The sequence below is a fragment of the Methanoregula sp. genome, assembly GCF_041645475.1.
Lineage (GTDB): Archaea > Halobacteriota > Methanomicrobia > Methanomicrobiales > Methanospirillaceae > Methanoregula.
Genome location: NZ_JBAZQA010000004.1, coordinates 47,808 through 68,910, shown reverse-complemented (window position 1 = coordinate 68,910; position 21,103 = coordinate 47,808). Strand labels below are relative to the sequence as shown.

The following is a 21,103-nucleotide window of genomic DNA, read 5'->3' as shown; positions in this document are numbered from 1 at the left end:
ATCCCCACCCGGAGAATCCTACCAGTATGCTTGTGCTCTCGCCTGCGATGGAGGCTTACGAGAAGTCTTTACTGGACGAGCTGTACCGTGAAATAGCAATAGCAAAGGAGGCCCGGTCCCAGGGGTTCGACCCCTCCCTTGATGTGGAGATCCCGATTGCAAGCGATCTTGCCGACCGGGTGGAAGTGCTGGTCGGGGTCAAGGGTGTGGCAGCGCGGATCCGCGAGCTTGAAGCGGAGATGTCCCGCGAAGAGGCGGCCTTACGGATCGGCGACGATTTTGTTGCCCGGAAGTTCGGGGAAAAGGACATCATGGAGGTGCTCGACCACGCGATACGCGTTGCGATGGCACTCCTGACCGAAGGGGTCGTATCCGCACCAACGGAAGGGATTGCAAAAGTCGAGCTGGGCAAGAACGACGACGGCACCCAGTACCTGATGATCTTCTATGCAGGACCGATCCGGAGTGCCGGGGGTACGGCCCAGGCCATGTCCGTGCTCGTGGGCGACTACGTGCGCCAGAAACTGGGGATCAACCGCTACATCCCGCGGCCGGTGGAAGTTGAGCGGTACATCGAGGAGATCCGGCAGTACAACTCCATCATGAACCTCCAGTATCTCCCGAGCGAGGCCGAGATCCGGATCATCATCGAGAACTGCCCGGTCTGCGTTGATGGCGAAGCCACCGAGCAGGAGGAGGTCTCGGGTCACCGCAACCTTGAGCGGGTGGAGACGAATGCCGTCCGGGGCGGGATGGCGCTCGTTATCGGGGAAGGTATTGCCGGCAAGGCCCGGAAACTCAAGGGCCGGGTTGAGAAGATGAAGATGGAGGGCTGGGACTGGCTCGACAAGCTGATCGCAGGAGCGGCAAAGAGCGGCGACGGTGATAAGACGGTCGGCATCAAGCCGCTCGACAAGTACCTCCGCGACCTGATCGGCGGCCGGCCGGTCTTCTCTTACCCCATGCGGAAAGGCGGCTTCCGGCTCCGGTACGGGCGATCCCGGAACACCGGGTTTGCTGCGGCGGGCATGCACCCGGCCACCCTCTACATCCTTGGCGAGTTCCTTGCCACCGGCACCCAGATGAAGACCGAACGGCCCGGGAAAGCCTGCGGGGTTGTGCCGGTTGATTCCATTGAAGGCCCGACCGTGCGGCTCCGGAACGGGGATGTGCTCCGGATCGACGATGAAGCAACGGCAAAACGGCTGAATGCCGGGATCGAGAAGATCCTCGATGTCGGCGAGATCCTCATCTCGTTCGGGGAGTTTCTGGAGAACAACCACCCTCTTATCCCCGCAGGGTACTGTTCGGAATGGTGGCAGCTCGATGCCGGCCCCGGCGTAAAACCTCCCGCAAGCGAGGAGGAAGCCCTGGCCTTTGCCCGGGCAGGGGGTATCCTGTACCCGGCCTGGACCTGGTTCTGGGACGACATCACTTCGGACCAGATCCGGGAACTTGCCGATGCGGTATCCGGCAAAGGATCGGTTGCGGATGGCGTTCTCCGCCTTCCCCTTGAACCGGAAACCAAGACCTCCCTTGAACTCCTCCTCCTTCCCCACAAGGTGAACGGGGAGTTGGTCGAGATCGCCACCTGGAAGGCGTTCGTTGCCTGCCTCGGCCTGGATGAAAACCTGAAAAAACGTGATGTGTGGGAGACCGCCGGGGAGAAAGCCCCGCTCGACCTGGTCCTCCACCTGTCCGGGTTTGCCATGCGGTCCCGGTCGGGGACCCGGATCGGGGGGCGTATGGGCCGGCCGGGGAAGTCCAAGCCCCGGAAGATGAACCCGCCCCCGCACGCCCTCTTCCCCCTCGGGGACTCGGGAGGGGCACGGCGGTCCTTCCAGTCAGCCTCCGCTCATACCGAAGACGTTGACCGGAACGATACCGATCTCGATTTCCAGAAAGAGGGGGGTTTCATCGAGATCGATGTCGGCCGCCGGCGCTGTTCGGCGTGCGGGGAGATCAATTACCTGAACCGGTGCGAGAAATGCGGGGGGCACACCGTTGCGTTCTCCATCTGCACCAAGTGCGGGAGGGAGACAACCCTCCCCCGCTGCCCGGGCTGCGACGGCCAGGTTGTCTGCAGCCAGCGGCTCACCCTCAACGTGAAAGGCGAGTATGCCAAGGCCATGGAGCGGCTGGGGCTTAAAACCGACAGCATCGCCCTTGTCAAAGGGGTCAAGGGTGTCATCTCCAAGGAAAAAACGGTCGAGGCAATGGACAAGGGGATCCTCCGGGCCATCCGGAACATCTTTGTCTTCAAGGACGGCACCACCCGCTTCGACATGATTGACCTGCCGATCACGCACATCCGCCCCGACGAGGTCCGGGTCTCCGTGGAGAAACTCCGGTCGCTCGGGTACACGAAGGACACCCGGGGCTATGATCTCCAGAACCCGGCGCAGGTTGTCGAACTCCACCCGCAGGATATCCTGGTCTCGGATTCCTGTGCCGAGTACATGGTCAGCGTGGCGCAGTTCATGGACGACCTGCTCGTGAAATGCTACCATCTCCCGCCCTTCTATAACATCACGAAGCCCGAGGAGCTTGTCGGGCACCTCGTTATCGGTCTCGCCCCGCACACGAGCGCCGGCGTGCTCGCCCGGATTGTCGGATTCACCCGGGCAAATGTCGGCTATGCCCACCCGTTCTTCCACGCGGCCAAGCGCCGGAACTGCTTTTACGGGGATACCGAGATCGATGTCTACGATGGCAGGCGGTGGGAAAAATTCCCGATCCGGAAGTTTGTCCTTGAAAACTTCGATCTCAGCCGGCCGGGTATAGACCGGCTCGGGACGTACTACTCGGATCCCGCCCGTCAGTTCTTTACCCGGGCTGTTGATACGAACGGCGGTATCCATATCCGGAAGATCACCTCGGTCTCGATCCACCGCTCCCCTGCGGCGCTCATCCGGTTCACCACTGCCCGGGGGCGGGAACTCGTGGTCACGCCCGATCACGCCATGCTCGTCTGGGATACGAATTACCTCCGGAAGATCCGGGCCGTTGAGCTCAAAGCCGGGGATGCCGTCCCCGTTTTTGAAGGCTCGTGCGTCATCTCGGACCGGATAGCCCTTGCCGAACCGGTGCCTGCCCCCGAAGAGCGGGTCTACTGCCTGACCGTTGCAGAGGACCACACGCTGACGGCCAACGACATCTTCACCGGCCAGTGCGATGGCGATGAGGACTGTATCATGCTCCTCCTCGACGGGCTCATCAACTTCTCGCGCTCGTTCCTGCCACAGAACCGGGGCGGTACCATGGACGCCCCGCTCGTGCTGACGAGCCGGATCGACCCGGCCGAGATCGACAAGGAGGCCCTCAACGTGGATGTCTGCGATCATTACCCGATCGAAGTCTACACCGGTGCGCTCACCTACGTTGAACCAAAGACGATTGCCGGGCTCATCGACCGGGTGGAGAAGAGGATCGGCAAGCCCGAACAGGTGGAAGGCTTCCAGTTCACCCACGACACCTCGGACATCTCCGCGGGCCCAATCGAGTCTATGTACACCCAGATGAAGACGATGACCGACAAGCTCGGGGCCGAGCTCGATCTCGCCGAGAAGATCCGGGCCGTGGATGCCGACGATGTTGCAGAGCGGGTGCTCAACACCCATTTCATCCGGGACCTCATGGGGAACCTCTCTGCCTTCTCCAAGCAGAAGTTCCGGTGCACGAAGTGCAACACCAGTTACCGCAGGTTGCCGCTATCCGGCAAGTGCACCAAGTTCCGGGGCAAAGGCCCCTGCAACAGTCCTCTCATTCCCACCGTGCACGAAGGCTCGGTGAAAAAATACTTAGAGATGTCCCGGGAGATCTGCCGGAAGTACAAGGTCTCGGAATACACCAAGCAGCGGGTCGAAGTGATCGATCTCGCCATCACCTCCACGTTCGGGGAAGAGAAGCAGGAGCAGCTGGGTCTTGCGGATTTCATGTAACTTTTTTTAAAATTTCAGAGGGTTGTTATTCCCGCCATGATGATGGCGAAGAGGGTCAGGTCATAGACCCCGTGCGAGATCGCGCTGGTTGACGTGTTGGTATAATTCCGGAGAATCCCAAAACAGAGCCCAACGAGAAAGACGCTCAGAAGCCCGTCCCAGGCATACTGGTACGCGTGCATTGACGCAAACACCAGTGCCGCGATCAGGATGCCGAACCGGGGCTGGATAACGCCCCGGATCGAGAGTTCCTCTCCGAGGCCTGCCGTTATTGAGGCAACGACCGCAGCAAGCGGGGTGAACGAGACCATGAAGAGATTGGTGACGAGCGTATCATCGGTTGTCGGGATCCCGTTTGCGGCAAAGAGGAGGGCAATGGCATCATCAAAGAGCCAGAAGATTCCGACAAGCAGGAGACCGGAGGCGACCCCGATGAGCACCTGGCGGGCAGTCGGGCGGACAAGGCCGAGGCGTTCAAGCGTGCTGCGGATATCCCTGCGCACCCAGAGCCCGACTAACAGGAACGAACCGATGATCGTCCAGATCAGGGTGAAGGTATCCAGTTTGACCGATGATCCCTGGATCTCGTGTCCTATACCGAGCATGTTCTGGAGATCGGCATTAAGAAGCGGGGCATTCCCTGTCATGATAAGGGGCACCAGCGGCATGATGATGAGGGCAAGGGCACAGACGAGTCCTGCGGTATGAACCGGGGAATCGGGATTGATAGGGAGCCGGCGGGCAAGGATAACCCGGAACGAGCGGGAGAATCCGATGAGGCTTATGAGCCCAGCACCAAACGACGCAAGGAGGGCCGTGCCGACCGTTGCCACCGGAAGCGAGTCGAGTTGTTTTGTGAGTGCATCGGGATCCGGCGAGGCCAAATCAACCGGTGCAAGGATAAGAACGAAGTTTATTGCAAAGATAGAGAGAAGGATGCCAAGGAGCCAGAGGTACGCGATATACCGGACCGGCCGGATGGTCTCGCCGGTATAGGCAAGGAGGGCAAGGATCACAAACGGGGCAACAATCCCCCCTGCCAGTATGAACTCCCCGTAATCTCCGGTAAAAACGGGTGTGGTTGACAGGCATAGCAGTACAACAAAGACCACGATAACCGGGCCCGCGATGAAGATATCCCGGTACCTGCTCTGCCATAGGTGATCGAACATTCTCTTCAGATTGGGAATGCAGCTATAATTATTTCACGCATGCTCTGCGATGCGTCCTACCACTCTACGGAGTCAAAGCATTTTACTATCCGGTTGTCCAATACTACTAATCAAGCGAGAATATCTAAGTGGTCAACAGAGGCGGACTCAAGATCCGTTCGCGCAGGCGTTCGCAGGTTCGACTCCTGCTTCTCGCATCTGGACGCAACGTTCAATGCTTCCGTTTTCTTTCTAACGTGTTCATCAGGTGCCAACATATCCCATTAATACCCGTGGATGTCTGGAGCAGTGGCTGTCTGTTCCTGAAAGGCATTTCGCGGTGCGCTTACTTTTTTATTTTTTAAAAACTGATTTTTATTCCCGTATATGAGGTGAAAATAATGAAACGAATCGCACTGCTCGCACTTGCCTTCTGCCTGATCCTGGTTGCAGGCTGTTCAACAGCGCCAACCGTATCGCCCGAAACCCCGGGACCGTCAGTTCCCCCGGTATCCTATGCACAACCTTCGGTACTCAAAAGCGGCAACTACTCCTTGATCTCCTCTATAGATCATTTTGAAGTTGATGCCAGGGGTTCCGGCAAATATATCGTGAACATTTATTACCGGGTCACCAATACCGGAACCGAATCCAACCGTCTGATCCTGTACAGTAACCTCACCGATAAGAGCGGGCTCTTCCACGGGGGCCTTGGCGTATCCCACGGTGGATCAGGGGCACAGACATTCATACTCGACCCCAATACTACTGGTATAATGCGGGATTATGTCACGATTGACACCGAACGCGATTATTCCTTGCTGAAAAAAGGAGGTGCAATCCTCGATGTCGTCTACGCGGACCAGAAGGCCCCCTTAGACCCCATTGCAAACCTCACATCCCGGTGGACTCTGCCCCCCTCAATTTTTTCCTGATCTGTTTTCCTGCACCTCTTTTTTGCGTCAGGCATGACCCTGCCTGGACCGGAAATTCAGTTCATTACCCGCGAGGAGCCTTTGCGTGCCCTTCCATATCTGCGGGGGGATCCGTCCCCCCGCGTATTCCCCGTACCGAAACCCTCAACATCGGCAAAATGGAATGTATGGGTAGGAATCCGATAACCCGTTGTCAAAACAACAGCTCCTGATCATACCACCCCGTAACCGGGAAGTGTATTTTCCCGCAAACCCAGAACCAGAATAGTGTCCCGCGTGCTGTTATGGATACAAGCCTGTTCATCCAGGGAATCATCATCGGCCTCACCCTAGCCTTACCGGTAGGTCCGCTCTCGCTCCTGTGCATCCAGCGTGCGGTGACGGTCGGAAGGCTTCACGGGATTGTATCGGGAATCGGCATTGCCACCGCCGATTCTTTCTATGCCGCAGTAGTCTTCCTTGGCCTGACCCTGATATCCGGCATGATTCTTACCCATCAGTCCCTGTTCCGGCTCATCGCCGGCCTGGTTCTTCTCCTGATAGGGATCATGGTGTTCGTCTCTGCCCCTCCTGAAGCCAAAGCCCGGCCTGAACAGGAATCCTACCTTAAGGATTTTTTAACCACGCTTGCCATCGGTATTGCGAATCCCTTGACCATCATCTTTTTCCTTGCGATCCTGCCCGCCTTCGGGGTGGTATTCCAGGGGGCATCCCAGGTTCTGGCCGCGGAATTCGTTGCCGGTGTCTTCTGCGGCTCAACCCTCTGGTGGATCCTTCTCTGCGGCTCGGTCGGTTCCTTCCGTTCCCGTATGAGTATCGACAGCCTCAAAAAGATCAATAAAATTTCCGGTGTCATTATCTTCGTCATCGGGACCGGCATGCTGGCCCTTATCCTTCTTTCGTGGAGCCGGGTTCTTCCCGGATAACTTGCGCTCTCTTTTCATGGAACGCGGTTTTTCCTCCTCCGGTTCCGGCCGAAACTGGTTTTTTGTGCCACTCAAGGAAAAATATATTTTTTCGGGCACCAACAATTAAGCACGTAAAAATTGTAAAAAAAGAGCACCAGGAGAGGTTGTACTGACAGACAATAAACCGGGAACTCCCCCGGGTGACGAAGTCGTAAGGGTCAAACTGCCCCAGAAACGCAACCGCGAAATGTTCGGCTGCGCTGAACTGATGATGGGAGCAAACCACATCCGTGTCAAGGGATTTGATGGCGTTACGAGGCTGGGAAGGATCAAGGGGAAGATAAAAAAGAAAGTCTGGATACGCGAAGGCGACATCCTGATCATCATCCCGTGGAATTTCCAGGATGAAAAGTGCGACATCATCTACCGGTACACCGGCCCTCAGGTGGAATGGCTCCGGCGGAACAAGTACCTCTGATCACACCCGAATCTTTTTTCAAGAATTAAAAAAACGTGTCAGAGTGATTTGATCACGACATCGTAGGTTTTTATGACCAGCCGGGCCGAAGGTGTGGTCTTTGTTGGCAGTCTGTACGTGACCGTTGCCGCATCGGGCGAACTTGTCCGCTCCATATTGAGGGATCGTATGAAATAGTTGTCCCAGGCTGTCCGGTAATCCTGCGCGGTAACCGGCGTCGGGTCGGGCGTGAAATCCAGGTAAATATCGGAATTGATGCCTTCGGTATACTGGTAACCGGTCTCCCCCATTGCCATCTGCACGGTCCCGATGCCGTCCCTTGCCATAACCCCTGAACTGTTGATGGAGATGAGGTTGATCACCATGGTGTTGGTCTGCCCGTCGTAAAACCAGCGCGGTTCTGCAAGCATGGACGACCCCGTTGCCCCGTGGGGCCGCATCACCACAGCTCCGTTCTGGAGCGAGATATCTGTCCGGCTGCTGTCGGAGGTATAGCGCAGGTCACCGGATCTGAAAGAATCAACATACGTGCGGGATGAGTCGTAGATCCTGAATGTTGAGGCTGCGGGCGTTTCACTTGCGTTATATACCGTCAGCAGGCCGTTGCCGATCTTTAAGGAGGTCTCCTTGTATGGCACCGTCTTGAAGGTGATACCCTTGAGATCGTTCTGGAGCACGATCATGTTCTTCTCCATGATCTTCTCGTCCGTGTTCACCTGCTGCGCGAGAAGCATCGGGTACCCGTACAGGGTTACGAGCCCGATACCCACGATGACTATCGTGAAGATAAGCAAAAACCCGATCGATTCCGAGACCGCCCGGGCACTTAACTCCCGATCCATCCTTGCTGCCATCAGAACCCCTCCGAATCATAGCTGATCCTGTTCAACCCGGTACCGGTGGTTTTGCCCCCGGCTCTCAGGGTTGATCCGATACCGGCAATTGCTGTGCTCGAGCTTATGGAACTTCTCCAGACGGTCACGGTCTGTGCCGTTGGGTCATCGCCGGCTGTGTTGCCGATCTCAACAAAATAATCCTGTCCTGCAACCTCATCCGGGATATCGAAATGCGAGGAGATGTTGCCGATGGCCGGTGCAATGGCGTAGGTATCAACGATCCGGGTGGAAACGCCGTTTCCTATGTCGGTGAAGGCCGAATAGGCAATGGTGTTCGCCGGCCCCTCCATGAAATTGGTGTTGACCATAAGCAGCATCACCACGAAAAGACACATCAGGATACCGGATATCAGGATATACTCGATCATATTTGCGACCCCGCGATCGTCCTTACCATAATTTCCCCGTCTCATTGTACGCGATCACCCCGTTGTTGTAATGTATCTCCATATACGGCTGCCCCCCTTCCGTTACCGGGGCAAAGTCTACGACGGCGTTCTGCCGGATCCGGGAGAGGTTGCGGATCTCTCTTCCCACGGTGGTCCTGTTCTGGAACGGCGCCGTGTCATCCAGGCTGCCGGACTGGATGATGACCTCACGCACACCCCGGATGTCATATTTCGGGAACTCTGCAACGGCCTCGGCGGTTGTCTGCCCCACCACAACCGACTGGTTGACCACGATTGCAAGGAAGAAGAGGCTGAAGCTCACGATAAAGCCCATAAGAACGATCCACTGTGCATCCTCATTCAGTCCCGCCACAGGTAAACCTCCACGAGCCCGGCATGTTTGCCACTGCTCTGATCCGGAAATTTCGTTTCCGCGATCACCCACCGGGAGACCCGCACGGCATGCTCCCCCCCGGTCAGGATACGGTTTCCGCCAAGAGGAATGCTGCTGTATTGACCGGGGGTGTCCGGGTTGTCATACACAATGTTTGCCGTAAAGTGGACCGAGTCGGGGCGAGTCCCTGTCCGGTTGTTGACGAGGTTTGCGAACATGGTTGCAAAGGCCCCGTTGTCCTGTGTCTCGACAATGGTCTGGAGCGGGCTTTTTCCGGGGGTGCTGTTCGGCGCCGTGTTCATAATGGTCAGGGCATCGCTCCCGAGCACCTCCAGCTGCATGTCGCTGATGTGGGTATCCCCCGGTGTATAGACCATGGTGCTGTTGACGACAATGAATGCGGTTACGAGCATGATCAGGCCAGCGGCAATGCCCTCTATAGTATACAGCTGGCCCGCATCGTTTACCATACCGCCACCTCCAGAACGGCATCCCGCAGATCCGGCCGGGTTACGTTTGCCGGATGGTAATTATAGTCAAAGGGCCCGGATCGCGTGGAATTCAGGTACTGCTGGGGCGGGTCAAGACCGAATGTCAGGTTGATATAGATGGTGTCCGTTGATGCTGCGTTCCCGAAAAATCCCGGTCCGAAGATCATGGACACGTTCTTCTCAACCGGGGGACGGGGAGAGGGCAGGGGGTGCGTATAGACCGGGTTTCCGTCAACGTAGAGGTAACGATACTCCGGTGACGGCAGGTCATTGACGGTCAGGGTCCCCAGGCTTCCCGCAGAGGATTTGTAAAACCGGATATTTGTCAGGTTTACGCTTGCCGGGGCTGCGAGAGGGCCAGGGGGACGGACCGGCTGGGTCTCAAGGCCGGTTATGTTGATGATGATCTGGTCTTTTTCCGGGTTGATCTGGTACCGGGGATCCCGGATCTCGTCTACAAGGAGTTTTGTTCCGTTTATCCGGATGGAAAACTGGTGGAATGTCACATCCTCAGAATTGTTGAACGCATGATCCATGATCATCCGGGTATCAATCGTTGCATTGCTGGGAGATTTGATCGCCACCACCCTGTGGATATACCCGTAACTGTCAGGGATAACATCTCCCACGCTCCGTGCGGTATCCTCCCGGGACGATCGCAGGGATATGTTGAACCGGTAGGGATAATCCCCGAATATCGCGCGTTTCTGATAGTCTTCCGGGTAGGAAAAAACCGTGGAGCAGAAGAAGCGGTGGACTTTATTCGCATCGAGAATCCCCGGGGTATCCCTGGAAACGGCCAGTCCGAAGCGCTTGAGATCGACCTTGTTGCTGTCTGCTAGGAACTCCCATCCTACGTCATCTGCGGGAGGGCCTGCGGGATTGCCGGGGTCTTCGGCCAGGATCACGCCGGTCCGGTAGGCAACCGCATCGTAATCGATTGTGCTGGATTTCAGCCCGATAAAGAGGCCGGGCACCATGGTTGCCACCCAGATAAAAGCGATCATGAAGATGGCAAAACCTGCCAGGAAGTCTATCGACGAGATGCCGGCATCCTTATCCATGGGAACTCATCAGCGCTCCTGTCTTTGCGTCGAATACCAGGACCCGGTTCGTAGTGCCGGATGTGGTTAAGGTGTAGCGATCCATGGAGAGCACGAGATCCCGCGAGCCGGTCCGGTTATCCCCGGTAATAGCGTCCCGGTTTTTCAGGAAGAGGTCTTCTGGCAGGATGATCGAATCCAGCCGGATCTCTTTTTGGCGGAACTCGCCGTTCCATGCTGCCAGATTCAAGCCTTTCTGGTCAACGGTGACAATGGATGTCCTGTTGGCATGGCGCACGACAAAGGTCCAGCTGCGGGCCTGCCCGTTGTTGTCGAGATTATTCCCCCGGACGTACAGGATCTCTTTATCGGAACTGGCATTGACGGCTGAACCGTCTCCCACGTCAAGGACGACTCTGGCAAGCTGTGCCTCCACGTCCTTAAAACTGAGCACCTGCGGATCCCCGGAAACACTATCCGGCGGGAGAAACCGGAACCCTTGATTTGTAGCATTTTGCGTTTCATTTGCCAGAGGAACCGGTTGCCGGGTGCTGCATCCTGTGATAAAACAGCCTGCCAGGACCACTACGACCGCAAAAACGACGAAGGCCTGGGAACCGGCTGGCATGCGCATAACTATCCTCATGCATTTTTAGGGGGATGGACTATTTATGTTGATGCCTCACCGCACGGATCCACGTGGGCAGATGAGGGTTGAAAATGTGTTGATTTAACTTCAATTAATCTTTATTTTGCAAATCTGACAAAAAATAAGACCTTTTTAAAAATAAAAAAATATAAATAGTGTTGCGCTCAATCACTCACTCAGAAGGGATCGGGTTGAAGATCCACCGTATAATTCTGATTCTGTTTGGCCTTCTTTTCATTGTTGGTACCACTACTGCTGCAGACCTGACCCCGTCCACCATGACCAGCAGCAATACCGGCTGGATCGTGGCGAATGCGAACGACCAGTCAACCATCACCGTCCACGTTGTCCAGGCCTCCCCGGTATCGGACGTAGCCGGTGCAACGGTTACGTTCTCTCTTGCTGACGATTCGCAGAACCTGGGATCACTCTCGACCCAGAATGCGGTGACCGGCACCGATGGTATTGCTCAGACGGTATTCAGGACAAAAACCAAAAGCGGGACTGCGACCATCAACGCTCTTGTCTCCTACAACGATGGTACTGCAACAACCACGATCCCCCTCAGCTGCATCCAGCACATCGATCATGATACTCCCTATTCGGCGGATATTACGTACGCGCACGATGTGGTTGTCGGTTCGGTCACCCCAGTCACCATCCGGCTCCTGGACAGCTCGAACAACCCTGCTGACAACAAAAACCCGGCAGCAGCCCATACCGTTGTTCTCTATACCTCAGGAGACGGTGGATCCGGCTTTGTCGAGGGAGCGGAGCACGTGCAGGATCTCTCGCTTCCCACCGATGCCGAAGGAGCTGTATCGGTCGATTTCCTTGTCTCCACCCTCTCCGGACCCAACACCTTCCAGGTGTACCCGATTGGATCGTATCTCGGGGAACCCATAACCATCAATGGCGTGGCTGACCGCAATCCGTCCTATCTGGTCCAGAATACGATCTACCCTGAGTCCTATCCCGCTGACGGGAAAGATCCAGATCACCGGTTCACGTTTTATTATACCGTCCAGGACAAGTACAAAAACCCCATGAAGGATGTTACCCTCCGTGTCACATCGTCAAATGGCGAGGAGGTTTCCCTGATTACGGATTCCGGGGGTATGAATTTCACTCACTATGGTCCAAAGGATGTTGCCGGTGTATACACGATCACGGCAACTCCGGTCATCGCGGGAACTATAACCCCCCTGAACCCCGCGATCCTCTGCACCGGTACCCAGGAGTCCGGCTTCTGCAGCCAGACCGTGGAGTACACCTCCATGGACCCGGTGGATATGATCCTGACGGCAAGCCCCCAGACCATGGTGAGCATGGATGTGGCGGGGGCAAAAGCGGTTGAAGTCAGGGCAAAAGTGGTGGATATTGCCGGCAACGGGGTGAAGGATCAGACCGTAACCTTCGAGAAATCCGCTGACTCCTATAGTCCCTTCACGGAGACTTCGCAGTCATCGCTCTCCTCTGTCTCGATAACTACCGGGGATACCGGGTATGCAACGGTATCATTTATCCCGGGAACATTTGCAAAGAAGGGCCAGACCGGATACAACGATGCGGCCACCGGATCATGTAAAGTGACCGCGAGATGGGTCAACACAAAGGGTGAGACCAGGACCCAGGAGATCACGTTTGTCTGGAAGAACTACCCGTTCCTGACCGTGGAATCAGAGATCGACAAGACCGATGCCAAGGTAGGGGATACCATCAATGTCAAGGTCTGGATACGGGGAACCGGTGCCGCCCTCCAGCCAAAACCCATCGATGTGGTGCTTGTCCTGGACAGATCCGGGAGCATGAAGGGGGCACGGATGACCTCTGCAAAATCCGCAGCAAACAAGTTCATTGAGCAGATGAAAAAAGGAAACGGCAACCAGGTGGGTCTTGTCTCGTTTGCCAGCAGTACAACCCTTGATCAGTCCCTCACGGTCGATTACGATGCCGTCAAAACCAAAGTAAGTAACCTGAATGCCGATGGCGCAACGCAGATGCGGCGGGCATTGTACGAGGCAATAACGGATGTCCGTACCAACGGGGGCAGCGATACCGTCAAAGCGGTTATCCTTCTCACGGACGGGGACTGGAATTACGATGGCACTCCTCTTGCCAAAGGAAGGGGATTTCCAGGTACAACGAGTTATCTGACCTGGCCCGGCAATGTTCCCAACTTTGATTCTTATGAATATTACAGTGAAATTGGTGGCGGAACTTCATCGACCAGTTCTGTTCCGGTACCTGACGGCAGTTCCTGTCATTATTATAATTATTACACACGATCCTGTGATTACTACGTTGCCGATTATGTCAATCGGAACCGGCTGAACTATGCAGCTGAATTCACCTCCCAGAATATGTCCGTCTATGCGAACAGTTCTGCCATCCGCCTCTATGTGCTCAGTTTCGAGGACAAGCCCAGCGATACGGTTCAGGCTGCACTCAGCATCATGACGAAGGGCGCGATCGGGTTTTACCAGCATGCGCCCTCAGAAACGGATCTGAATAACCTTTATACCCAGATTGCCGGGGATCTGAACGTGCAGGCAGGCGGGCAGACCCAGCTGGTGACTGACCTGAGTACCATTACCGTTGATGGCAAAGCCGTCACCGGTGACACTGTGGGCGAGTATCTTGAGTATGTCTATAATCCCTCGGGTGTGGACTCGTCCACCTTCATAACCAAATACTCCACCCAGCCGGTTACCCCTCCGAAGAACGATTATTACGTGGAAGTGCGGGACGATCGCGGCAACTGGACGAATCCGACGATGTTACCCGGCCTGACCTCCAAGAAGCTGGAATTCAGTGTCGGCAAGATTATCCTCGATGATGTCTGGATGACAAATATCCAGTTCAGACTCAAAAAAGCCGGGGTGATCGGGATTTTTGGTGAGAACAGCCCCGTCACCTTCATTGACGCAAACACGAAAAAGAGCCAGACCGTGACCGTTCCCATGAACTCCACGAATGTCCATGAAACCAAGGTGGACAACCCGTTCTCCCCCTCAGTCAGACTCGATGTGACCAACATGAAGATCACGGGAGGCACCACCGACCCGAACCTCTGGACGGTGTCCTGGGACACAACATATGACGGGACCGGGATCGTGCACGAGAAGTTGTTGTATTGTGCCGATCCCTGTAGTGCAACCGCGTTTGGCCTGAGAACGGTATATCCAGGATCGATCGGGGATAAAATGGCAGGAACAACCTCAGACTCAATCAGCGTTGATACCAGTTCCTGGAAACCCGGCTCAACGTACCGGCTCACGGTGTGGGCGGAAAGTTACGGCGAGAAAGAGAACTGGGGAGAAGATACGCATGTAAAGGAAGATGGATCCCAGAAGAATTATATCAAGCTCGAATAATCGTTTTCATTGCCGTAGCCTTCGTGCCGTAGAATGACGATTTTGAAGTTTCTGCGTTGTAAAAAGTGAAAGCGTTATCCTCGCCCTTATGGCACGATCTTGGAGATGGGGATCTCCAGGATGTCTTCCGCACCGCAGGCCTTGAGCTTCGGGATGAGCCCGTTGACCGCATTCTTCGGGACAACGGTCTGGATGCTGTAATAGTCGATCCCGTGAAGCTGGCTGACGGTCGGCTTCTTCATAGCCGGGAGTGCCGCAACGAGCCGCTCCATGGAGGCGGAGGGCACGTTCATGGTCAGGAGCACCTTGTGCCGGGCATCGATGACCCCGAAAAGCAGGGTCCTGATCTCCTCTATCTGGCGGCGCTTTTCCGGGTCCGCCCAGCTCTTCTTATTGGCAATGATCACCGTGTGGGACTCCATGATCTGGCCGATGATCTTGAGCCCGTTCTTGCGCAGCGTTGTGCCGGTCTCGGTTAAGTCGACCACGACATCCATAAGATCCGGCACTTTTGCTTCGGATGCCCCGAACGAGTGGAAGAGCTGGACCGGGATGCCGAGTTTGTCGAAGAACTTTCTTGTCAGCTCCGGGTATTCCGTTGTCACCCGGCTGTCTTTCCTGATCTGGCTGACGCTCTCGATGGGTTCGTCGCGGTGGACCGCGATCACGATCTTCACGTTTCCTTCGCCGGTCTTGCTGTACGAGAGATCGGCAACTTCCACAACATCGGAATTCGTCTCGTGTACCCAGTCGAGACCGGAGATGCCGATATCGAAGTAACCCTTATCTACGTAGGTTGGGATCTCCTGCGGGCGGAGGATCTTCACTTTGCCGATGCGCGAATCGTTGATGCAGGGATTGTAGTCCCGGTCCGTGCGCTTGACTTCGAGGTCCGCTTCCTTGAAGAGCTGGAGCGTCTGAGCCTCGAGGCTGCCTTTGGGGAGGGCGAGGGTAATCATACCCTACCGTATTCGCAGCAAAAAACAATAAAGGTAAAGGGTCGGATGGTCTGCCCGGTCATTCAAACGTATGGACAACAAGGCCGCTTAACAGCTTGGGCTCGAACCAGGTGGACTTAGGGGGCATGACACCGTTGGCGTCGGCAATCGAGAGGACTGTCGCCACCCGGACCGGCTGCATGGCAAACGCGAGCCGGTAGGTACCGGCATCCACCAGTTTCTCGAGATCGGCAACCGGCCGGGCGCCGCCAAGATACTGGAGCCGGGCATCGCCCCGCGGATCGGTGATCCCGAGCATGCCTTCAAGCACATAATTCTGGAGGACTGCAACATCGAGCGATTCCAGGGGTGCTGCCCCCTTTTCCAGAAGGCGGGTGCACTCAAACCACTCGCCCGCAAGGTACATGTGCACGATGTGGTACTTCTCCGGGGACTTGACTTTCGGCGGGATATTGAACTGCCTGCCGTCCACCCGTCCATAGGGTTTGACTTCGAAGTATTTCCGGAGTTCGGAGAGAAATGTCTCGTGGGTAAAGGTGCCCAGATCGGTCAGGAGCCGGCTGTAGCCGTGGATCTTCACCCGGTTGTGGGCAAACATCACGCCCATGAACCTTGATGCGTCGCCTTCCGCGGGAAGGCCCTGCGCGATCCGGCGGTCGGCAACGTTTACGGCGGCCTTAGCCCGGTGGTGGCCGTCTGCTATGTAAAGTGCGGGAACGGATGCGAAGAGTTCTTCGAGCTTTGCAAGTACCGCGGGGTCAGTAATCCTGAAGATCTGGTGTATCCCCCCGCCGTCAGCCTTCACTTCGGCGTCCGGGACAGCGGTTGCGGGAACCAGCGATTTGATGAATTTGAAGAGATCATTCGTGTCCTGGTAGAGGAGCACGACAGGGCCGTTGTGGGTTTTTGTTGTCCCGATATGTCGCGTGCGGTCCTCCTCCTTGTCGTACCGGGTCTGCTCGTGCCTGCGGATCTTCGTTGTACGGTAATCGTCCACATCCAGGCAGGAGCAAAGCCCAAGGAACTCGTCGCCGTCCTGCCGGACCCGGTAGATGTACATGGACGGGGCGGGATCTCTCTGCATTTCACCACTTGTCAGGAGGGCATCGAAATTCTCTTTCGCCCGCTCATAGATTCGTGCATCGTCGGCAGGAATGTCCGCAAGTTCTGCATCCGGGCGACTGACGCGCAGAAAACTTCTGGGATTCTTCTTTATGATCGCACGCGCTTCATCTGCGGTCACGACATCGTACGGTACTGCCGCGATCGCCGGGGCAATCGAACGCTCCGGACGCACTCCACAAAAACGATAGATCCTGACCATTTTACACCTGATCCCGTCCCGGGAACCTTAACCTGTTCTCTATTGTTTGGTGTCCACCCTTATAATTTTCAGCACCCCCCTGCACCGGGGCTCAGGGGCAAATACTATGTTTCTCTTCCGCTCATGACTACTACACAAGAACTCTAAGATCAGGTGCCACCCCGTGATACGTTCCCACGATTTTGCCCCGTATTCCCTGCCACAGATCCGGCAGGCTGTCCCCATGGACATCCCGGCGATCATTGCCATTGAGAAAGAGTCGTTCATCGATCCCTGGGATCAGCCGGCCTTTCTCGATGCACTCGCGTATTACCCCACAACATATTTTGTTGCTGTTTACGGGGAGGTGGTGACCGGCTTTATTATCGGGGGACTGGAGGATACCGGGGAGAACATTTACGGGCACCTCTGCAATATCGGCGTGAGTCCGGCATACCGCAAAAAAGGTCTCGGGAAACTCCTTCTGCGCCGGCTCGAACACCAGTTCGCCATCGAGATGGCGACTGCCGTCCAGCTGGAGGTCCGCGTATCCAACACTGCTGCGCAGCGGTTTTACCGGCGCCTTGGCTACCGGAACGTGTTTGGCATCGAGAATTACTATGCCAATGGCGAAGATGCCCTTGTTATGATGAAGTGGTTCCGGTTTTAAGCAGATTCTGCACTGGTCTTTCTCGAAAACCCAATAAAAGGTACCTGTCTGTCAGGAATACGGCAGTTGCGGCATAGACCCTATGATGGTTGTTTGAAAAAAGTGAAATGAATTATCCGCGCCCGAGCTGCTGGTGGGCCCGGGCAAGGTGCTGGGCTGCAAGGGCGCCGAGAAGGGAGAGTTCGCCGGCAAGGACGCCGGCTGCAATGATCTCGGCAAGTTTTTTCGCGTTCGACCCGGGGGGAGTCCCGCTGCCGGCAACACCGAGCATTTTCAGGCACTCCTGCTGGGTGTCAACGCCGGTTCCGCCTCCAACCGTCCCGACCGGCAGGGATGGCATGGTGACGGCAACATAGACACCGGTCTCCGTCAGATCGATCGTTGTTATGCAGGTGCTGCCATCGATTGCATGCGCTGCGTCCTGGCCGCAGGCAATGAACATCGCGGCCACGACATTGGCAGCATGGGCATTGAATCCTGTTGCTCCGGCCCGGGCCGAACCTACGAGAATCTTCCGGTAGTTCACCTCAAAGAGGGACCTGGCATCGGTCTTGAAGATCGTGCTGATCTGCTCGTGGGTGAGTGCGACACCGGCAACAACGCTCCGGCCCCGTCCCATGATGCTGTTGATCGCGGCGGGTTTTTTGTCGGTACACATATTGCCCGAGAGTGCAATGAGCCGTGCCCCGGTTCCCTGTGCGATCAGGTCGGCGACTTTCGCGCTTGCGATCGTCACCATGTTCATGCCCATTGCGTCTTTCGTATCGAATTCGAGCCTGACATAGACGCTCGTACCGGCAACGAACGTAACGATGTCGTTCACTTTCCCGTGGGAGGTTGTGCTCTCCGCTGCCACAACGAGCTCATTGTGGTGGGCCTTCACCCAGTCGCAGACCTGCACTGCATGGATGATACTGTCCGTGGCAAAGACCGGTGCCCGGGTCATGCCATCGTGGAGGATCCGGACCTCTGCCCCGCCGGCTTTCGTTATCGCGCTGCACCCGCGGTTTACCGAGGCTATAAGAGCGCCTTCCGTTGTTGCAAGCGGGAGCCAGAAACTACCGGCTGCGTATCCCCCGTTGACGAGAACCGGCCCGGCCACGCCGAGCGGTACCTGTATCGTACCTATCATGTTCTCGCAGTTCCGTTTCACCACGCGCTCAACATCGATCGAGAAGATCCCGACATTCTCAAAATGCGTGTCTGTCTCCTCTTCGATGAATTTGCGCCTTACCCGGATCGCATCAACCGGGGAAAGTTCCTTCTCCAGTTCATAGAGTTTCAGTGACCCCTTCTTCAGTTTTGCTTGAATAATGGCATCCCGTTCCCTGTCGTGATTCGATTCCGGGCCGGATTCCTGCCCGGTACGGGCCCCCGCATCATCAGCCATGAATAACTGTTAGGACGTATACTGTTATGATATACGTGGTCAGGATGACGGTTGGGCAGTGGGGGATCCGGGTGCCGGCCCGGCAGGGGGAAGAGATGCGGCAGGCGCTGTTACGGGAGGGCGCGCTCGATGCCTCGCTCCGGGTAATACGGGACGGAGTTTTCCTGATCCTGCCGCTCACCGGTCCGCGTGAAGGCGCGGAACACTACGAGTTCGAAGCACACCCGGGCCGCGAGGTGCTTCCCCGGCATGAACTGGTTGGCGGAATCGCGATCATGCAGGACAATGATCCCGACGGTGCGGAGAAGATCCTTACGTCGCGTCCCTCGCTTCACACGGTGGTGTTCGCAGAAGGCGAGGTGCACGGGGAATACCGCACCCGGGAGTTCCGGGTGCTGGCAGGTGAGCAGACAACGCGGACGGTCGTGACCGAGCATGGCCATAAATTCACGGTGGATCTTGCCGGCGCGTACTTCTCGGCCCGGCTCTCCACGGAACGCCAGCGGCTTCTGGAGCAGGTAGTGGATGGGGAGACGGTGCTCGACATGTTTGCCGGAGTCGGGCCGTTTGCGATCACCCTTGCAGCCCGGGCAGGGATGGTCGTAGCCTCCGATCTCAACCCGAAAGCGATCGAACTGATGCTTGAAAACCTGGGGACGAACCGGGTGAAGAATGTGCTCCCGATACTTGCGGATGCCCGGCGGCTTGGGGAAATCCTTCCATGGAAATTTGACCGGATCATAATGAACCTCCCGCTGGCCGGGACAGAGTTTTTACCGGAGGCGGTCCGGCTCTGCATGCCAAAAGGGACCATCCATTTCTATTCGCTCGTGTCTGCGAAAGGTGAGCACACGGCCCGGATACGGGAACTTGGCGGGACCGTGCTCTCCGAGCGGGAAGTGCGGTCCTACTCCCCAGGGCAGTGGCACGCGGTCTACGATATCGTGGTGAAATGAGCGTTTTCCTTGTGAGGAATCATCCATCACATGTGATCTTCCAATGCCCGGAGCAGCGTCCTTTGATCTTATCCGTGAAGGTTGATTACCAATGAAAGACGATAGATCCCGTATGAAGGCCCCGGAGAGGATACTTATTCTTGGAGCCGGAGCCGTAGGACTACCCCTGGCTGCAAAACTGTCCCATGTTGCAGACGTTGTGGCAGTAACGCGACAAAACTCTGCCCGTGCAATATCCCGTGACGGGCTTGAGATCTGTGGTGCGTGGGGTGCTGAATCCGACAGGTTCACCTGCGTTTGCGATCTTGTGGATGACGTGGATTTTGATTATGTCCTTATCACCTCGAAATCACAGGATACCGAGGGCATCTGCCAGCAATACAGGGATATCATCGGTGCCAGTCAGGTTGTAAGTTTCCAGAATGGCATTGGTAACGAGGAAACAATCTCGAACTATTCGGATCATGTCATCGGCGGCGTTGTCCTCACAGGATTTGTCCGGCAGGGGGACCGGGAGATTCGTGTCACTGCCAATGCAGGACCCATGCAGATCGGCCGGTTCCCGGAAGGGCTTGATGCAGAGGTAAAGGGACTTGCAGATATCATGAACCGGGCAGGAATTCCCGTTGAAACAACGGATCACATCACCGGGAAGCTCTGGTCAAAGAACCTGATCAACTGCTCATTGAATCCGCTCAGCGCTATCATGGGTGTCACGTACGGGGAACTCAGGAGGCCGGACAGCTGGCAAATCATCGAAGAGATGGTCCGGGAGATCTACACGATTGTCCAGAAAGATGCAATCCGCCTCCAGTGGAGGGATCCGGATACGTTTCTCGGGTACCTGTACGGTGCGCTGATTCCGGTGATGTCCAGGCACAGTTCTTCGATGCTGCAGGATATTCTGCACGGGCATAAGACCGAGATCGATTACCTGAATGGTGCGGTTGTCACCTCCGGTAAACGACTCGGGGTTGCAACTCCCTATAATGCCTGCATATCAGATATGGTACGGTTCAAGGAATCTATCGCTGGATTACCTGTGCAGAATTCTGTGATACACTGATCCGGCAGATCTCACTTTTTCCTCACGGATCATACCCTCTCCCCCGTGTGAACGGGCAGTCCGATCACGGTCTTTTTTTGCCATGAACATCCAACAGGTGGAGTATT

At 56.2% G+C, this 21,103-nt stretch carries 18 protein-coding genes and 1 tRNA gene; 9 read left to right on the top strand and 10 right to left on the bottom strand.

All coding sequences use genetic code 11. From position 1 onward, the window contains the following. Positions 1-26: 26 nt before the first annotated feature. On the top strand, positions 27-3,941 hold the full coding sequence (locus tag WC598_RS05185; protein ID WP_372960414.1) for a DNA-directed DNA polymerase II large subunit: 3,915 nt from the start codon (positions 27-29) through the stop codon (positions 3,939-3,941). Positions 3,942-3,955: 14 nt separating this feature from the next. On the opposite strand, the gene WC598_RS05180 is transcribed toward WC598_RS05185, so the two are convergent. Then, entirely contained in the window at positions 3,956-5,113 is a 1,158-nt protein-coding gene (locus WC598_RS05180; protein ID WP_372960413.1) for a CPBP family intramembrane glutamic endopeptidase, read from the bottom strand. A 114-nt stretch (positions 5,114-5,227) separates the two neighbouring features. Here WC598_RS05180 and WC598_RS05175 point away from each other — a divergent pair. The 4 genes from WC598_RS05175 (at position 5,228) to eif1A (ending at position 7,413) form a co-directional block, all read left to right on the top strand. Beyond that, positions 5,228-5,310, top strand: a tRNA-Leu gene (locus WC598_RS05175). Positions 5,311-5,493: 183 nt separating this feature from the next. Then, a complete protein-coding gene (locus tag WC598_RS05170; protein WP_372960412.1) occupies positions 5,494-6,027 on the top strand; it encodes a hypothetical protein in 534 nt (177 codons plus the stop codon). A gap of 284 nt (positions 6,028-6,311) precedes the next feature. Then, entirely contained in the window at positions 6,312-6,953 is a 642-nt protein-coding gene (locus WC598_RS05165) for a LysE family translocator (RefSeq protein ID WP_372960411.1), read from the top strand. 151 nt (positions 6,954-7,104) lie between these two features. After that, on the top strand, positions 7,105-7,413 hold the full coding sequence (eif1A, locus tag WC598_RS05160; RefSeq protein ID WP_372960524.1) for a translation initiation factor eIF-1A: 309 nt from the start codon (positions 7,105-7,107) through the stop codon (positions 7,411-7,413). Between the two features lie 38 nt (positions 7,414-7,451). On the opposite strand, the gene WC598_RS05155 is transcribed toward eif1A, so the two are convergent. From WC598_RS05155 to WC598_RS05130, 6 genes are read right to left on the bottom strand one after another with little or no spacing between them, the layout of a single operon-like run. Continuing rightward, a complete protein-coding gene (locus WC598_RS05155; RefSeq protein ID WP_372960410.1) occupies positions 7,452-8,267 on the bottom strand; it encodes a hypothetical protein in 816 nt (271 codons plus the stop codon). Then, positions 8,267-8,722 (bottom strand): hypothetical protein, encoded by a 456-nt coding sequence (locus tag WC598_RS05150; RefSeq protein ID WP_372960409.1) that lies wholly within the window; start codon positions 8,720-8,722, stop codon positions 8,267-8,269. Before WC598_RS05150 ends, WC598_RS05155 begins: the two co-directional genes overlap by 1 nt. Then, a complete protein-coding gene (locus tag WC598_RS05145; protein WP_372960408.1) occupies positions 8,700-9,071 on the bottom strand; it encodes a hypothetical protein in 372 nt (123 codons plus the stop codon). Before WC598_RS05145 ends, WC598_RS05150 begins: the two co-directional genes overlap by 23 nt. After that, a complete protein-coding gene (locus WC598_RS05140; RefSeq protein WP_372960407.1) occupies positions 9,059-9,562 on the bottom strand; it encodes a hypothetical protein in 504 nt (167 codons plus the stop codon). The genes WC598_RS05145 and WC598_RS05140 overlap by 13 nt, the downstream gene beginning before the upstream one ends. Next, entirely contained in the window at positions 9,556-10,647 is a 1,092-nt protein-coding gene (locus WC598_RS05135) for a hypothetical protein (RefSeq protein WP_372960406.1), read from the bottom strand. Before WC598_RS05135 ends, WC598_RS05140 begins: the two co-directional genes overlap by 7 nt. Beyond that, positions 10,640-11,080 carry a hypothetical protein gene (locus tag WC598_RS05130; protein ID WP_372960405.1) on the bottom strand — a complete coding sequence of 147 codons (441 nt, stop codon included), beginning with the start codon at positions 11,078-11,080 and terminating at the stop codon, positions 10,640-10,642. Before WC598_RS05130 ends, WC598_RS05135 begins: the two co-directional genes overlap by 8 nt. Before the next feature lie 386 nt (positions 11,081-11,466). Between WC598_RS05130 and WC598_RS05125 the strand changes: the two genes are divergently transcribed. Further along, positions 11,467-14,652: a VWA domain-containing protein gene (locus tag WC598_RS05125; RefSeq protein WP_372960404.1), complete on the top strand. Its 3,186-nt coding sequence runs from the start codon at positions 11,467-11,469 to the stop codon at positions 14,650-14,652. Positions 14,653-14,738: 86 nt separating this feature from the next. Here the strand turns inward: WC598_RS05125 and hisG are convergent, their stop codons facing one another. Then, positions 14,739-15,611, bottom strand: a complete 873-nt coding sequence (gene hisG / locus WC598_RS05120; RefSeq protein WP_372960403.1) for an ATP phosphoribosyltransferase — start codon at positions 15,609-15,611, stop codon at positions 14,739-14,741. 58 nt (positions 15,612-15,669) lie between these two features. After that, on the bottom strand, positions 15,670-16,935 hold the full coding sequence (locus WC598_RS05115) for a DUF1015 domain-containing protein (protein WP_372960402.1): 1,266 nt from the start codon (positions 16,933-16,935) through the stop codon (positions 15,670-15,672). 163 nt (positions 16,936-17,098) lie between these two features. On the opposite strand from WC598_RS05115, the gene rimI reads away from it, so the two are divergent. After that, positions 17,099-17,584 (top strand): ribosomal protein S18-alanine N-acetyltransferase, encoded by a 486-nt coding sequence (gene rimI, locus WC598_RS05110; RefSeq protein ID WP_372960401.1) that lies wholly within the window; start codon positions 17,099-17,101, stop codon positions 17,582-17,584. A 112-nt stretch (positions 17,585-17,696) separates the two neighbouring features. On the opposite strand, the gene hmgA is transcribed toward rimI, so the two are convergent. Then, positions 17,697-18,974, bottom strand: coding sequence for a hydroxymethylglutaryl-CoA reductase (NADPH) (hmgA, locus tag WC598_RS05105; RefSeq protein ID WP_372960400.1), 1,278 nt, complete (start codon positions 18,972-18,974; stop codon positions 17,697-17,699). 44 nt (positions 18,975-19,018) lie between these two features. Here hmgA and WC598_RS05100 point away from each other — a divergent pair, with 44 nt between their 5' ends. Both WC598_RS05100 and WC598_RS05095 read left to right on the top strand, forming a co-directional pair. Next, positions 19,019-19,930, top strand: a complete 912-nt coding sequence (locus WC598_RS05100) for a class I SAM-dependent methyltransferase family protein (RefSeq protein ID WP_372960399.1) — start codon at positions 19,019-19,021, stop codon at positions 19,928-19,930. Positions 19,931-20,021: 91 nt separating this feature from the next. Further along, positions 20,022-20,996, top strand: coding sequence for a ketopantoate reductase family protein (locus WC598_RS05095; protein ID WP_372960398.1), 975 nt, complete (start codon positions 20,022-20,024; stop codon positions 20,994-20,996). The last annotated feature ends 107 nt before the right edge of the window (positions 20,997-21,103 follow it).

Bases quoted from the DNA above. Each gene is read 5' to 3' on its own strand.
- WC598_RS05170 (WP_372960412.1), top strand. From the start codon at position 5,494: ATGAAACGAATCGCACTGCTCGCACTTGCCTTCTGCCTGATCCTGGTT.
- WC598_RS05100 (WP_372960399.1), top strand. From the start codon at position 19,019: ATGACGGTTGGGCAGTGGGGGATCCGGGTGCCGGCCCGGCAGGGGGAA.
- WC598_RS05150 (WP_372960409.1), bottom strand. From the start codon at position 8,722: ATGAGACGGGGAAATTATGGTAAGGACGATCGCGGGGTCGCAAATATG.
- WC598_RS05155 (WP_372960410.1), bottom strand. From the start codon at position 8,267: ATGGCAGCAAGGATGGATCGGGAGTTAAGTGCCCGGGCGGTCTCGGAA.
- hisG (WP_372960403.1), bottom strand. From the start codon at position 15,611: ATGATTACCCTCGCCCTCCCCAAAGGCAGCCTCGAGGCTCAGACGCTC.
- WC598_RS05115 (WP_372960402.1), bottom strand. From the start codon at position 16,935: ATGGTCAGGATCTATCGTTTTTGTGGAGTGCGTCCGGAGCGTTCGATT.
- WC598_RS05185 (WP_372960414.1), top strand. From the start codon at position 27: ATGCTTGTGCTCTCGCCTGCGATGGAGGCTTACGAGAAGTCTTTACTG.
- WC598_RS05140 (WP_372960407.1), bottom strand. From the start codon at position 9,562: ATGGTAAACGATGCGGGCCAGCTGTATACTATAGAGGGCATTGCCGCT.
- WC598_RS05180 (WP_372960413.1), bottom strand. From the start codon at position 5,113: ATGTTCGATCACCTATGGCAGAGCAGGTACCGGGATATCTTCATCGCG.
- WC598_RS05095 (WP_372960398.1), top strand. From the start codon at position 20,022: ATGAAAGACGATAGATCCCGTATGAAGGCCCCGGAGAGGATACTTATT.
- hmgA (WP_372960400.1), bottom strand. From the start codon at position 18,974: ATGGCTGATGATGCGGGGGCCCGTACCGGGCAGGAATCCGGCCCGGAA.
- WC598_RS05165 (WP_372960411.1), top strand. From the start codon at position 6,312: ATGGATACAAGCCTGTTCATCCAGGGAATCATCATCGGCCTCACCCTA.
- WC598_RS05135 (WP_372960406.1), bottom strand. From the start codon at position 10,647: ATGGATAAGGATGCCGGCATCTCGTCGATAGACTTCCTGGCAGGTTTT.